The organism is Streptomyces sp. DS1-CR2 (genome assembly GCF_055760475.1).
Genome location: NZ_CM147085.1, coordinates 8,392,447 through 8,406,348, shown reverse-complemented (window position 1 = coordinate 8,406,348; position 13,902 = coordinate 8,392,447). Strand labels below are relative to the sequence as shown.

Sequence of the window (13,902 nt, the reverse complement as noted above, 5' to 3'; positions counted from 1 at the left end):
CGGAGAATTGCGGGCGACGGGCGACGGGCGACGGGCGACGGGCGACGGGCGACGGGCGACGGGCGACGGGCGACGGGCGACGGGCGACGGGCGACGGGCGACGGGCGACGGTGCTTCTTGCCGCTCGCTCAGCGGTGGCCCTGTACCGCCTTCTCGACGCACTCCCCGCACTCTCCGGCGACGATCGGATCACACGCCTGTTCACACTGGTGCCGGGTTCCGCATTCGGTGTCGACGTTCTCGCGGCCATCGAGAGTGTCGGCGGCCGGACGGTGCCGTGGGGCGAGGCGTGCCGACGCTCGTACGATCTGGTCCTCACGGCCAGCCCCAAGGGCGACCTTCATCTGCTGCGCGGGCGGCATGTGCTGTTGCCGCACGGCGCCGGATACAACAAGTGGATCCCTGGCGAGGGTTCGGATTCGGCGACCGGGCTCGACGCCGCGAACCTCCTCCGGCGCAACGACAGTGACGCGCCGATAGCGCTGCACGCGGTGGCTCATCCCGATCAAGTGACTCGGCTCGCCGCATCCGACGAGCGTGCCGCCCAGCAGGCCAAGGTGATCGGCGACCCCACTCTGGAGCGCATCCTCGCCTCCCGCCCGCTGCGCGAGCAGTACCGGGCAGCACTCCACACGGGCCCACGCAGGCTTCTCGTCCTCGCCTCCACGTGGGGACCCGAGTCGCTCCTGCGGCAGACCCCCGACCTGCCGGCCCGGCTCGCCGCTCAACTCACCCAGGACGACTACCAGTTGGCGCTGGTGGTGCACCCCAATGAGCGAAGCCTTCTCGGCAGCTACGACCTGGCCGAGCGACTCGCGCCAGCTCTTGATGCGGGCATGGTGCTCGCATACCCCCACGAAGAGTGGGCCTCCGTTCTGATCGCGGCCGATGCGCTGATCACCGACCATGGATCGACGGCTCTGTACTACTGCGCCGCCGAGGACCGGCCCGTCATCAGCGCCTACCAGGGCGGCTCCGAGCTGATCCCCGGCAGCCCGATGGACTCGCTGCTGCGCCGAGTCCCTCGGCTGGGAGCCGTCGAAGCCGTGGAGGACGCACTCAACGCGTACCGGCCGGGTGTCGGGCGTCAAGCCGCGCAGGCGGCCTTCGCCCACCAAGGCCGCGCGCTGAGCAGGCTGCGGACCGAGCTGTACGCCCTGCTCGGCCTCACTCCCCCAGCCGTGGCCAGTCCGCCTCGGCTCCTGCCCCCTCCCCGTCCCGCCGGACGCACACCCACGGCGTTCGACGTGGACGCCGAGGTCACCACGGACGGCATCCGCATCGCACGGCGCCCCGCAGGCATCGGCCGGCCCGGTCACCATCTGGCCGTGGAACAGAACACCTCGGGCGATCACCTCGCCAGCTCCGCAGGCCTGTTGTACCGCCGAGCGCACCCTTCACCGGCCACCCGGGCGGACCTCTCGTGGACGGCGGACGCGTGGGCCAGGCAGGCGTTGTCCGCCTACCCCGGGTGCCGTTCGGCCGCCGCGATTCTGCCGTCGGGGGTCTGCCTGTTCCGATTCCGCGGCCATGCCCCTGCATACGCCGTCCAGGTCGAGCCGAGGAACGAGGGCGGCCGGGTCGTCCGCGCCGACCCGGCCACGCTTGCCTCTGCCGTCCACGCCTGGCTCCTCGCCGGTCGCACACAACCGGCCGTGCCGACGCGCCTGACCTGCTTGATCGGCGAGCGAACCTTCGGCATCCTGCTGCGCCCGGCGACGAACGGCGAGGGCGCGGAGCCCGTCTAGGGCCGGGTTGCTGCTACTACTCCGGGCGAGATCCGTAGGGAGAGGCACCGTCGTCGTCCAGCCCGGCCGCAGCCGATGCCTGCGCACCCACCGCCCGGCCACGTGCAGGGCAGCCGGCATCCCGTCGCACAACCGCACCAGTGTCCGTACGGTCTCGGGGTCGGCGGCAAGCCGGGGGTCCTGAACCACGAGCCCCAGCAGCTCCGTTGCAGCCCATTCCTCCAGTGGCGGCAGCGGCAGACCTACTGCGGCACCGTCCTCCAGGTCATGGAGCGGGCCGTGACTGGCGACGATCACGAGACTGCCGCCCGACGCCGGGAGCAGCGGGACGATCTCCGAGGCGTACCGCGCGTTGTCGACGAACAGGATCAGTCTCGCGTCGGCGGTCTTCGACCAGTACTGCTTGCACCGCGCCTTGAACTGCGCCGCCAAGAGGGTCGGATCCGTGCCGAGGGACTCAAGCAGCTGCGCCAGTACATCGCCGGTGTCCACGATGCCGCTCAGCCGGAAGTCGTCGAGGTCGACCGACAGGACGCCATCCGGGAAACGGTCGCGCAGAACCCGTGCGACCAGGTGGGCCAGCTCCGTCTTGCCCACACCTCCCGGCCCGCTCAGCGTCACGACCAAGGGCCGGGAACGCCCCCGCCACTCCTCCACCGCCTGCAGTACGCGCCCACGTTGCTCGTCGCGGTCGACGAAGTGCGCCGGTTCCGGCGGAAGTTCGACCCTCATGTGCTGCTTCTCAGCCCCTCTCGTGCCGGTCCAACTGCTCAGGATATGCACGGAAGTCGCACTCTTCCAGGACGACTCTCTCGCCGTCCGGGATGCAGGTGAACTGGTCGGTCAGGGGCCGGCCTGACGGGTGCCCACCACACCGGGCCGTCCGTTCACCGCGGGCAATTCGGTGCGTACCAGCACGGGCTGCTGCGGGCCCCGAGGGCCGAGCGACGCAGGGTTCGAAGCCGGCTTCGAACCCTTCGGTGCGCACGACGACGAGAGCACCGGCGGCCAGGCAGCTCGTCGGGGATTGCTCCATACGGAGCTCTCGACCGCGCAGATGACGATCTTCTGGCCCGCCCCCCTCCATGCTGCGGGTCGAATTCCCGCGCGACATGGTCGTAACAGCGCACACATTGCCCGAGCTGCGGCGACAATCGACCGGAGAGCCGCCGACGCTCTCGCCCGCACTCGGCCAACTCATGTGGAGCCGCTGATGACCACCGCACGTGACCTCGCGATCGTTGCCCTGGGTGTGACACCCGACCACCCCGTCGAGCAGGGCGAGCTGTCGCTGGCGCTCGCGGGGGCCGAGGTGTTCGACCTCATCGAGGCCAAGGCCCTGGTCTTGGACGGCGACCGCATCCTGCCCAGCGCTCAAGCACCGACAGGGGACCGCCTGCTGGACGAAGCCACCGGGGCTCTCGCGCGACAGGAGCCGTACGAGTCGGTCGAGGACTGGCTGTGGCGCCGGGGCCGCGGGCTCTCGTCGGCGTACGCCGACGAGCTGGAGCGGGAGGGGCTGACGACCCGGCCGCGGGGGCTGCGCAATCCACTGCGGACCGGGCGGTCGGAGCCGGTCGACTCGGCGGACCGGAACCGGGCAGAGGAGCGCTTGACGTCGGGTGAACCCGTGCTCGCCGCGCTGGCGGCCGCCGCCGGAATCCGGGACGAGCCGGCCGAGGACGCGCCCGAGCTCTCCGGGGACGCGGTCGCGGCGGTACTGGCCGCCGTCGGGAACGCCGTCCAGGAGCTTCAGGCCGTACGACAGCGCAGGGCGATCGAGGACGCGGCGTACGACAACGTCTGGCGCGGCTACTGAGAACGGTCCCTGACCCGACCCATCGCCTGAGTCAGTGTGCCCACGACGGTGAGCCGAGGGTGAGGCACGGCTCCCGGCGACTCAGGCTGCCGTCCTGGTCTTGATGAGCGGCGCGTCCCGTGTCAACTCCCGGAACCCGACGCCGTAGTACAGCCCGCGCGCCTGGGGATGCCGCGGCGCGCCCAGGCAGGCGATCATCACCGAGCCGTCGCTCCGCCTCACCCGGTGCGGAAGTTGAGCCCAGCTCCACGCCACCAGATCCCCTCCGGAGAACCACAGCCGGCGCGACCGGCTCGCGCCGTCGGCGGCGTGCCCCTTGCCCCAGTTCCAGGCCAGCTCGCCGAGCGACGCGTCGGCGTTGACCAGGTCCGGTCGGGTGGCGGTGACACGCCGCGCCAGACTCTGCATGAGCCACACATCCGCGGCGGTCACAAGCTCGGAGTTCGTCATGGTGCGCCACCGTGTCAGGACAGCGCAGAGCCGTCGAACCGTTTTCGCCTCCGTGTCCGCTCCCGCGCACCGCAACACTCGTGATGCCGCATTCGCCACCCTTTCGGGTGTCACCGCCACGCATCGTTCGTGGAACCAGAACCGTCCCGGTCGCCCGGCGCGTCCTCCTCTGCACCGGGTGCATCAACAACCTTTATTCTCACCTGAGTTACACCCATTGTCAGGCAGAAGAGCTGGGGAGCCGGATCGCCATGAGCAGCACCGACAAGGACGGGCAGGACGACTCTGTCGATGGGGGTATCAAACCCCTCGCGGCCTTCGATCCGGCGCGTATCGGGCCGTATCTCCTGCTCGGGCGGCTCGGTGCGGGTGGCATGGGGCGGGTCTTCCTCGCCCGTTCCGAGAGCGGGCGCACCGTCGCCGTCAAAGTGGTGCACGAAGAGCATGTGTCCGACGAGCGGTTTCGCGCACGGTTCCGGCGGGAGATCGACGCGGCGCGGCGCGTCGGGGAGCGCTACACCGCTCCCGTCCTGGACTCCGGTCCCGACGACGATCCGCCGTGGGTCGCCACCGGGTATGTTCCCGGGCTCTCGCTCGAACAAGTCGTGCGCCGGTACGGGCCGTTGCCCACCGCGTCCGTGCGCGCCGTCGCGGACGGACTGCTGCGCGCCCTCAAGGACATCCACGACGCGGGGATCGTGCACCGCGATCTGAAGCCGTCCAACGTGATGCTGACCGTGGACGGGACAAAGGTCATCGACTTCGGCATCGCGCGGGCTCTGGAGACGTCCGCGGAGTCGCTGCTGACCAGTACGGGGATGGTCGTGGGCTCGCCCGGCTTCATGTCGCCGGAGCAGATCCGGGCACAGAGCATCGGGCCGAAGAGTGATGTGTTCACCCTGGGGAGCGTGCTCACGTACGCGGCCACAGGGCGGCTGCCCTTCGGGTCCGAGGCCAGCAATCAGCACGCGGTCATGTTCCAGATCGTGCAGGACGAGCCCGACCTGGACGGCGTCGACGACCCCGCGCTGCGGGCGCTCATCTCGCGGTGCCTGACCAAAGACGTCGGGCGCCGGCCCGACGTGGACACGCTGTTGGCGGATCCGGAACGGGTCGAGTCGGTCGCCGCCAAGGACGCCCGGCTGCCAGCCGACGTCGTCGCGCACCTCGCGCAGCAGTCCGCGCGGCTGCTCGACGCCGAGGCGACGCCGCGTCGGGCGGAGCCCGCGGACCGGTCGACCGTCGGGCTGCGGCCGCAGCCCGAACCGCCGGAACCCGTCCCCGCGGCGGGTGACGCCACGACGCCGAAGCGGGAACGGCGGCCTGCCCGTCGGCGCCGCACGCTGCTGGTCCTGCCCATCGTCGCCGTCATCACCGTCGGCGGCGGCACCGTTGTCCTGCTCCAGCAGTTCGGGGGCAGCGGGGACGGACCCCATGCCAGGTCGCCCCAGAGCAGCGCCGGCGTCACTCCTGGCGGGAGCGGGACGCCGAGCGAAGCGAGCAGTTCACCTTCCAAGAAAGGAGACGGGAAAGACGGGAGAAACAGCGAGGAGCAGCAGGGCGACAAAGGCGAGCAGGCCGGGGCGAAGCCCAAGGAGAGCGCCGGGAGTTCGACGTCGACCGGCGGCGCCAATGGCTCCGGCACAGACAGCGGCTCCAACGACGGCGCCACCAGTAGTAGCGGGTCCGGCTCGTCGGGCTCGGACGGCGGAGGTTCGTCCGGCGCCGGCGGCTCGTCCACCGGCTCCCCGCCGCCCGCTATGAAGAGCTACAGCGTCAAATACACGAATTCCTGCGTCGGCGCATGCTCCATGCCGGTCCTCGTGAGCTGGTCGGCGATCCCCCGAGCGACCCGCTACGACATCCACTACACGAACAAGGGCAGCCAGTACACCGAGAAGAACGTCGACACCATCCATGCGACCGGCAACACCAGCTACACGGTCACTGGGCCGTACTCCGGTGACGAGATCTGCCTTTCGGTACGCGCGGCCAACAAGTACGGAGCCTCTGCCTGGGCGGAGACCTGGTGCACCACGGTGCCCTACTAGGTCGTTCGTTTCCTGCGGAGTATTCGAGGGGCCCCCGGCCCACCCGGCGGAAGTGCCTGCCCCTGCTGACTCGCGGGGATTCCCGGGCCCTCAGAAGTCCAGTACGTGTGGCAGCCCGAGGCGGTAGCGCGTCCGGTCGGCGGTCTTGAGTACGTCGAAGCCGGGCGGCTCGGCGCCGGTGAAGAGGCGGACCTCGTCCGCGCCGTCGGCTCCCGCGGCCGCGAGGACGCCGTTCGCGGCGCGCCGGCCCGTCTCGTTCGCGGTCTCCATGCTCGTGAAGTCGGTGTTGCTGTGGGCGCGGACGTGGTCGCCCGCGAGGAAGAGGTTCGGGATCGCGGTGACCGCCTCGGAGCGCAGTTCCCAGGACGAGACGTCGTTGAGGAAGTACTCGTCGTCGTTGGTGAGCCCACCGCCCGCGGCCCGGGTGACCGCCGGGTCGAGGAACCAGGAGTGCACGATCCCGTCGGGCAGGACGACATCGCCGTTGTCCTCCAGGCCCGCCTTCATCTGCGCCCAGACTTCCTCGGCGATCTCCTTCGGCGTGCACTGCCGCGCGGGCTTTCCGTGGATCCGGCCCGGTGTCTCCCAGTCGGAGATGACGACGGAGGGGGACTCGGCGGCCACCCCGTCGCCCCAGGTACCGGCGAACGGCTCCGACCAGAACCGGGACTGCGCCACCGGGCACAGCGCCCACGGCGAGTCCATGAGACTGAGATGGGCGAGCGGCCCGCGGAACCTCTCCTTGAGCCAGAACACGATGCCCTGGCACCAGGCCGTGCGCAGCTTGTCCATCGCGGCGAGCCGCGGATCCGCACAGCGGATGCCCTCGGACCACAACTGCCGTACCCGGTCGACCGGGAGAGCCGCCACGAACCAGTCGGCGTCGATGCGCGCGGGCCCGGCCGCCGTGCGGGCGTGGGCGGCGGTGATGCGCCCGTCGGAGCCGAGTTCGAGGGACTCGACGAGATGTCCGGTCACGAACCGGACGCCGAGCGAGGTCAGATGTCGCACCCATGGGCCGATGAAGCGTTCGCTGGTGGGGCCGTCGAGGATCCGGTCGAAAGGACCGTCGGGGCCCATGCCGAGTATCGAGTAGAGAATCTTGCTGATGCCCTGCCCGCAGGTGCGCGTGCTGGCCGTCTCGGGGCGCAGCGCCCGGATCACCTTCGCCGAGCCGCCCCACATCACCTGGTAGAAGTCGGACTTGCCCGCCGCCTCGATGAACTTCAGCCAGTTCAGGTGCTCCCACTGCCCGAACTGCCGCTCGTCGCAGCTCGTCATGACGATCGCCAGCTTGCGGGCGAGCACCACGACTTCCTGCGGGAGGAGTTGAGGCATGACGCGCAGCAGGCCCTCCAGGACGGCCGCGCAATCATGCCGACACCTTCGGGTCCGGCGTCGTAGGGAAGCCGAAGGCATGGAGGAATTCCAGGGCGCGGGGCCACTCGCCGTACCCGGAGGCGGGGTTGAGGTGTCCCACCGGGCCGAGGTCCACCAGACGGCTCCCCCATGCGTCGACCAGTGCGGCGACCCGGTCGAAGCGGGCCAGGGGGTCGTTCGTGCTCGCCGCCACGACGCTGGGGAAGGGCAGCGTGGCGCTGGGCGTCGGCAGCCAGCCGTTGTCACGCAGGGCCTGCGGTCCGGGATGGCTGTCCGGCAGCGGGGTTTCGAAGTCGGGCGGCCCGGCCCGGTGCCTACCAGCACCTCGCCAAGGAGTTCGAACGTAGGTTGAACGAACTCCGCGACGCCGGAGAGATCGTCGATCCCCGGATCGCGTAGATTGAACGACTCAAGGCACAAAATGCCGAGCTCAAATCGCGCATCGTCACCCGCGACGAGCAGATCGCGCAGCTCACCGAGTTCAGAAATCTGGCGATCTCTCGCCTTGCCGCTCAGCACGACGAGATCGAGCGTCTGCGCAGGCAAGTCACCAACAACGGCGTCGTACGACGGCTGCCAGAAGCCACGAACCACATCGCGCCCTTCGGCTCGTGTAGTTAGGGCCGGTCGCGGTTCGTGACATAAGTCCGGTTCACCGCTTCACCGAAACCTCGGCGGTCGCGGTTACAGGACCCGGGCGAGGCGGTGGCGGTTCAGCTCGAGCTCAGGTGGATTCCCGGTCGCGCCGTCGGCGGGCGGCGCGACCGGGACGTGGCTCAGCTAATCGGGCCGAAGATCTCGGTGCGGTCGAAGTCGGCATCCATGCCGTCCAGCACCGCTCCCAGTTGCTTCTCCTCGTACTTGAAGTGCGTCTCCATGACCGCCTCGATCCCGTCCAGGTGGCGGTGTGCCACCTCCGGGTCGGTCGAGTCGGCCACCGCCTTCTGCAATCCACCGATGAGGTGCTCGATCATGTTGTGGTCCTGAGTCAGCTTCGCGACCACCGGCGCCAGGTCGGGTCGCGCCCGCACAAGTTCCGGGAACAGCGAACCGTCCTCGGCGCGATGGTGGCCGGACAGGGCAGCGCAGAACCCGTGACAGAACAACAGCAGGTCGGTGGCGGCGTCGGCGGGATCGCCGCCGTCCAGTCCCGCCCGCGCCAGCGCCAACGCATTGCGCAGCTTGCCGTGCACCCGCTGCAGCTCCCCGCCCCAGGCGGTGACGCGGTCAGTCGGCAAGAACGCCCTCCCGTCGCAGCCAGGCCACACACGCGGTCGTCCAGGACGCGGTGTGCGGCTCGCGCGCAATGAACTTATGCGGCTCGCCGCCGTATTCCACGCCGTCGGCCAGGCCGATACCGTGGCTGCCGCCGGGGTAGACGTGCAACTCCACCGGTACCGCGGCCGCCGCCAGTGCCCGGGTCCACTCCAGGGCGTTGGGCAGGCCCGGCGGGTCCTGAGCGGTGGCCCATACGAAGGTCGGGCACACCGACGCGTCCACATGCTTGGCCGGGGATAGCTCGTCCTTGATGGGCAGCAGGTCGCCGAGCAGGTTCTCGACCACCGACGGCGGCAGCAGGTCGAGGTCGGCCAGCGCATAGGCCAGGATCGCGAAGTCCGGTCGGGGCGGGTCGGCGACGCCCTCCTCGATGGACAGGACCCGGCCGGTCATGAGCAGGCCGGCGAGTTGGCCGCCCGCGCTTGATCCGATGACGCCGACCCGGCCGACGTCGAGGCCGTGGTCGCCGTTGCGGATGTGGTCCAACCCGGCCCGGGCGTCTTCGAGCGGGGCCGGGAACCGGTCCGGCAGCAGCCGGTAGGACAGGACGAAGGCGTGGAAGCCGAGGCCGGACAGCCAGCGCGCGTAGCCTTCGCCCTCGTGCGGTGGAAGTTCCCGGAAGCCGCCGCCGGGCAGGACGAGGACGGCGGGTCGGGAGCCGAAGAACCGGTCCTCGGCGGGGTAAAGCGTGATCTTCTGTGAAATTGGGGTGGGAATGGCCGGAGCCACCTTTCGAGACGACGCCTCCATGCCTGACGATCCATCCGCCACCGGCACGCGACGCTGCCTGAAACTATAACCGCCAAGGCCAGAAGGGCAGTTGCGTCGAGTTGCCGCAATGGCGTCAGGGTGAGCACGCAGTCTCCGAGGACCGCGAGTCGGCGTCATCGCCTCACACTGCGTTCTCGGCAACGTCAAGCGCGCCTTGCGCATGCCGCCTTCTCAAGCAGCCGCGCGGCGGCCCCTCCGACTGGGATGCTGGTTACTCGTAACACCGCGAAAGGCACACACCTATGCACCGCAGCGCGTCACAGGCCGGGGCGCTGGCCCTCCGGAATGCGACACAACCTGCGGGGGACACGGTGTCTGCAACGACTAATCCGGCCCTGCTGCCCATGCTGTTCCTGATCGTCGCGCCGCGCGGCGGAGTGTGATGCGCGTGGCCCAGCAGCGCTACTTCTCGACGATGACCTGGATCGAACACCTGCGGGCCAGCCGGGTGCTGTCCAATCTCCTCACCTCGGTGACAGCGGCCCTGGAAGTGCGAGTGCACCACGTGGGTGCGTTCCTGCTGCGCCACTACCGGATCATGGCGCACACGGCCGAGAGCGAACAGGAGCGATTGGCCAAGGACAAGGCCCGTACCGAACTGGCCGCGTCCGCACTGTCCGGGCTCGGATACGCGCTCACCTTCACGGTGATGATCGGGCGATGCCTGACCGGCCGCATGAGCGTCGCCGTCCTCGGCACGGCGATCATGGCCATCAACGCGGGCTCCGCCAGCATCGGTGCGCTTGTGAACACCATGAGCCAGCTGCACGAGCAGTCCCTGTACGTGCATGACCTCACCGACTTCCTGAAGAAGGCCGAGGACCTGGCGATCCCCGAGGGCGGCCTCGCCCTGCCCGCCCGCGGTCCATCCGCCTCGACAACGTCTCCTTCCGCTACCCCGGCCGGGACGAACCGGCTGTCGACAGCGTCTCCTTCAGCATCGAACTCGGCAGCGTCATCGCCCTCGTGGGCCCCAACGGCTCCGGCAAGTCGACCCTCGTGCGCCTGCTGTCCGGCCTGCACATACCCGGAGAGGGCCAGATCCACTGGGACGACCTGGACATCGCCGAAGCCGACCGCCGGCAGCTCTTCGGCCACGTCAGCCTGCTCACCCAGACCTTCGAGCGCTGGCCCTTCACCGCCGCGGCCAACATCCGCATCGGCCAGCCGGACCGCGACGTCACCGACGAAGACCTGCGCACCTCCGCCGCATACGCCGGAGCGGACCGCGACATCGCCGGACTCCCCCACGGCATGAACACCTTGCTCGGCAAGAACTTCCGCGGCGCCAGTGACCTGAGCGGCGGACAGTGGCAGAAGATCGGCCTGGCCCGCGCCCACTTCCGCGACGCCTGCATGGTCATCGTCGACGAGCCGACGTCCGCCCTGGACCCGGACGCGGAGCGGCGCGCCTTCGACCAGATCCTCGGCCTCGCGGGCCCGGACCGCATCATCGTCCTGGTCACCCACCGCATGGCCGCGGTGCGCCGCGTCGACCGCATCTTCGTGCTGGACGAGGGCCGGCTGATCGAGGAGGGCAGTCACGCCGAGCTGTTCGCCGCCGAACCCGCCAGCCGGTACGCCCAGATGTACCGCCTCCAAGCCGACCAGTACGAACACGCACGCCCCGCCCAGCTCCCCGGCACCATCCGGCCGCCCGCGTCCGAGTCCGCGTCCGAGCCCGCGTGACCTACGGGCGACCAGTCCGACGCGGCCGGAATTTGCCCACGGGGTCAGCGGCTCACGGCGGTTTCGCGGTCGACGCGCGACAGCTTCTCGCGGTTGCGCACCCGGCAACGAGATAGGTACCAGGATCGGCAAGTGGATCTACGCCGTCAGCCAGGTGATCCAGGAGTCGCCGCTGCCGAAGACCACCCAGGAGCTGGTGCAGCTGCGCGCCACCAGATCAACGGCTGCGGTTTCTGCGTCGACATCCACGGCAAGGACGCCGCGGCCGGCGGCGAGACCCCGGCCCGCCTGAACCTGGTCGCGGCCTGGCGCCACTCCTCGGTGTTCACCGAGGCCGAGCGGGTCGCGCTGGCGCTCACCGAGGAGGGCACGCGCATCGCCGAAACCGGCCGTGGTGTGTCCGACGAGACGTGGGCCCAGGTGCGCAAGCACTACGACGAGGACCAGGCCGTCGCGCTGGTCTCACTGATCGCGATGATCAACGCGACCAACCGGCTCGGCGTGATCCGGAACAACCAGGGCGGCTCCTACGAGCCCGGCAACCTCGCCACCATCGCGAACTGATCAGCAGGTGCGTCCGAGCCGGTCCCGGATCCTTCGATCCGGACCGGCTCAGGTGTCTCTCAAGCGCTTGACGACGCTGACGAGGCGCTCCGACATCAGCCGGCCAGACGGGTCAGCTGCCGGTCGTGCCACTTGCTGAGCAGCAGCAACGAGACCGTGGCGCCGATCAGCGCGCAGAACATGTCCCATTGGGTGTCCCACACATCGCCCTGCGTGGCCAGGAATGCGTCCGCCGCCTGCCCGCCGATGACCGCCGCCACCCACTCGAACATCTCGAAGACCGCGCTGAACGCCAGGCACGCGCAGACCGTCAGCGGAGCCAGCCATCGGCTGCCGCGCAGCGGAGACGTCCGGACCAGCAACTCCCTGACCAGGATGGCCGGCACGAAGCCCTGCATCAGGTGCCCGAACCGGTCGTACGGATTCCGGGACAGCCCCAGTCCGTCCTGTACCCATTCGCCCAACGGCACCTGGGCGTACGTGTAGTGCCCGCCCAGCGCGAGCACCAGCGCGTGCGCCGCGAGGAGACAGCACAGCATCCTCGACAGCGGGAAGCGTCGCCAGGTCAGGACGACCAGCGGCAGTCCGATCAGTACCCACACCACTTCCAGCAGCCAGGTCGTCCGGTCGTGCGGTTCCCAGGCGGAGACGGCGAGCCCCACGACCACGACGGCGACGCAGACACGGGGCAGCACCGGCGACGGGGCCAGGGAGGGGGCCGGAGTGTTCGCCGCCCGGCGACGGGCAGCTGCGATCAGCGACATCGGGGCGCTCCTTCTTCTCGGTCGCCTCATCGTGGCGGCCCAGAAGCCCGCTGGCCTGAGTACGGCTACTCAATCAGGAGCGGTCGAGTGACGGTGGTGATCACGTCGGTGGCGACAGCTCCGCCAGGTACTCGGACAGGGCCGCCGCCGCGCCGGGGGCGAGCCGGGCGCCCACTCCGTCCATGCCCTGCGCGACGGACCGCTGTCCACGTGTTGGTCGGTCAAGTGGCAGATCTTGGTCGTCGACCGGCGATTCAGCAGGTCAGCGCGGTGCGACTGGAGCCGTCAGGTGGCGCAATGCTGCCGCAACACCATCGGAGCCGCGGCGCCGGTACGTTCCCTGCCATGCCAGCCGAACGTATCCCCGCCTCGCTTCCGGTCGCCGCCGCGCGCCGTAGGCGGCTGCGTGCGGACCAGGCCCGGCAGCTCGCGGATCTGCTGCGCCACCAGATCCTGTCGGGCGGGTTCCCGCGCGGCGTCCTCCCTCTGGAGGACGTCATCGCCGCCGACTACCGGGCCAGCCGCAACACCGTCCGGCAGGCCCTCGACCTGTTGCGCGGAGAGCAGCTCGTCGAGCGGAAGGCCGGCGTCGGCACCGTTGTGGTCTGCGAGAAGTACCCGCACGGCCTCGACCGGCTGCAAGGCCTGGCCGAGACCCTGCACGAGCACGGCCGGGTCACCAACGAGGTCCGGACCGTCGGACCGGTCAGCGCTCCCGGCCCCGTGGCGCACCGGCTCGGTCTGCCCGACCACACCGACGTGCTCTGTGTCGAGCGGTTGCGGCGCCTCAACGGGCTGCCGCTCTCGCTGGACCTGTCGTATCTGCCCATGGATGTGGGCGGCGAGCTGCTCGGCTGCGATCTGGAGAACACCGACGTGTTCCGGCTCCTGGAGACGCTGACCGGCGGCCCGCTGGGGCATGCCGAGATCACTCTCGAAGCCGTGAACGCCGACGCGCACTCCGCCGCGGTCCTCGAGGCACCGCGCGGGAGTGCCGTTCTGATGCTGGAGCGGCTCACTCATCTGCCCGACGGGCGGCCCGTGGACCTGGAGTTCATCCGCTTCCGCGGCGACCGCATCACCATGAGCGGCGTCCTGCGCCGCCACTCGGCCTGACCCACCCCACCTTCCCGCTACCGCCCTCCCTGGAGACAGTCATGCCCGTTGTCCCGCAGCGCGCCGACGTACCCGTGACCATCGACGAGTCGCGCTGTATCGACGGCTGCACGCTCTGCGTAGACATGTGTCCGCTCGACTCGCTCGCGATCCACGAGGACAGCGGCAAGGCGTACATGCACGTCGACGAGTGCTGGTACTGCGGCCCGTGCGCGGCCCGGTGCCCCACCGGCGCGGTCACCGTCAACATGCCCTACCTGCTCCGGTGAAAG

General features: G+C 69.9%; 12 protein-coding genes and 2 pseudogenes. 7 read left to right on the top strand and 7 right to left on the bottom strand.

Annotated features, from left to right (window positions below; translation table 11 throughout):
- Nucleotides 1–110 precede the first annotated feature (110 nt).
- Nucleotides 111–1,748, top strand: coding sequence for a translation initiation factor 2 (locus tag ACY0PA_RS39290; RefSeq protein WP_473082122.1), 1,638 nt, complete (start codon nucleotides 111–113; stop codon nucleotides 1,746–1,748).
- 354 nt (nucleotides 1,749–2,102) lie between these two features.
- Here the strand turns inward: ACY0PA_RS39290 and ACY0PA_RS39285 are convergent.
- A pseudogene (locus ACY0PA_RS39285) lies at nucleotides 2,103–2,480 on the bottom strand (AAA family ATPase); the annotation flags it as partial.
- Between the two features lie 481 nt (nucleotides 2,481–2,961).
- On the opposite strand from ACY0PA_RS39285, the gene ACY0PA_RS39280 reads away from it, so the two are divergent.
- Nucleotides 2,962–3,567, top strand: a complete 606-nt coding sequence (locus ACY0PA_RS39280; RefSeq protein WP_473082121.1) for a GOLPH3/VPS74 family protein — start codon at nucleotides 2,962–2,964, stop codon at nucleotides 3,565–3,567.
- A gap of 81 nt (nucleotides 3,568–3,648) precedes the next feature.
- Here ACY0PA_RS39280 and ACY0PA_RS39275 read toward each other — a convergent pair whose 3' ends face one another.
- Nucleotides 3,649–4,017, bottom strand: a complete 369-nt coding sequence (locus ACY0PA_RS39275) for a hypothetical protein (RefSeq protein WP_473082120.1) — start codon at nucleotides 4,015–4,017, stop codon at nucleotides 3,649–3,651.
- Nucleotides 4,018–4,268: 251 nt separating this feature from the next.
- On the opposite strand from ACY0PA_RS39275, the gene ACY0PA_RS39270 reads away from it, so the two are divergent.
- Nucleotides 4,269–6,068 (top strand): protein kinase domain-containing protein, encoded by a 1,800-nt coding sequence (locus ACY0PA_RS39270; RefSeq protein WP_473082119.1) that lies wholly within the window; start codon nucleotides 4,269–4,271, stop codon nucleotides 6,066–6,068.
- A gap of 90 nt (nucleotides 6,069–6,158) precedes the next feature.
- Here ACY0PA_RS39270 and ACY0PA_RS39265 read toward each other — a convergent pair whose 3' ends face one another.
- From ACY0PA_RS39265 to ACY0PA_RS39250, 4 genes are all read right to left on the bottom strand, one after another.
- Nucleotides 6,159–7,406, bottom strand: coding sequence for an FAD-dependent oxidoreductase (locus ACY0PA_RS39265; protein ID WP_473082118.1), 1,248 nt, complete (start codon nucleotides 7,404–7,406; stop codon nucleotides 6,159–6,161).
- A 34-nt stretch (nucleotides 7,407–7,440) separates the two neighbouring features.
- A complete protein-coding gene (locus ACY0PA_RS39260) occupies nucleotides 7,441–7,680 on the bottom strand; it encodes an RBBP9/YdeN family alpha/beta hydrolase (RefSeq protein WP_473086573.1) in 240 nt (79 codons plus the stop codon).
- A 544-nt stretch (nucleotides 7,681–8,224) separates the two neighbouring features.
- Nucleotides 8,225–8,686, bottom strand: a complete 462-nt coding sequence (locus tag ACY0PA_RS39255) for a hemerythrin domain-containing protein (protein WP_382870784.1) — start codon at nucleotides 8,684–8,686, stop codon at nucleotides 8,225–8,227.
- Nucleotides 8,676–9,455: an alpha/beta hydrolase gene (locus tag ACY0PA_RS39250; protein WP_473082117.1), complete on the bottom strand. Its 780-nt coding sequence runs from the start codon at nucleotides 9,453–9,455 to the stop codon at nucleotides 8,676–8,678. The genes ACY0PA_RS39255 and ACY0PA_RS39250 overlap by 11 nt, the downstream gene beginning before the upstream one ends.
- A gap of 1,008 nt (nucleotides 9,456–10,463) precedes the next feature.
- On the opposite strand from ACY0PA_RS39250, the gene ACY0PA_RS39245 reads away from it, so the two are divergent.
- Together ACY0PA_RS39245 and ACY0PA_RS39240 are read left to right on the top strand one after the other, a co-directional pair.
- Nucleotides 10,464–11,186, top strand: a complete 723-nt coding sequence (locus ACY0PA_RS39245; RefSeq protein ID WP_473082116.1) for an ATP-binding cassette domain-containing protein — start codon at nucleotides 10,464–10,466, stop codon at nucleotides 11,184–11,186.
- 112 nt (nucleotides 11,187–11,298) lie between these two features.
- Nucleotides 11,299–11,750: pseudogene (locus ACY0PA_RS39240) on the top strand (carboxymuconolactone decarboxylase family protein).
- 95 nt (nucleotides 11,751–11,845) lie between these two features.
- Here ACY0PA_RS39240 and ACY0PA_RS39235 read toward each other — a convergent pair.
- The gene (locus tag ACY0PA_RS39235; RefSeq protein ID WP_473082115.1) at nucleotides 11,846–12,514 is read right to left on the bottom strand and encodes a DUF2238 domain-containing protein; all 669 of its coding nucleotides are present in this window, start codon (nucleotides 12,512–12,514) and stop codon (nucleotides 11,846–11,848) included.
- A gap of 345 nt (nucleotides 12,515–12,859) precedes the next feature.
- On the opposite strand from ACY0PA_RS39235, the gene ACY0PA_RS39230 reads away from it, so the two are divergent.
- Together ACY0PA_RS39230 and ACY0PA_RS39225 are read left to right on the top strand one after the other, a co-directional pair.
- On the top strand, nucleotides 12,860–13,630 hold the full coding sequence (locus ACY0PA_RS39230; protein WP_473082114.1) for a GntR family transcriptional regulator: 771 nt from the start codon (nucleotides 12,860–12,862) through the stop codon (nucleotides 13,628–13,630).
- 41 nt (nucleotides 13,631–13,671) lie between these two features.
- A complete protein-coding gene (locus ACY0PA_RS39225; protein WP_266555939.1) occupies nucleotides 13,672–13,899 on the top strand; it encodes a 4Fe-4S dicluster domain-containing protein in 228 nt (75 codons plus the stop codon).
- The last annotated feature ends 3 nt before the right edge of the window (nucleotides 13,900–13,902 follow it).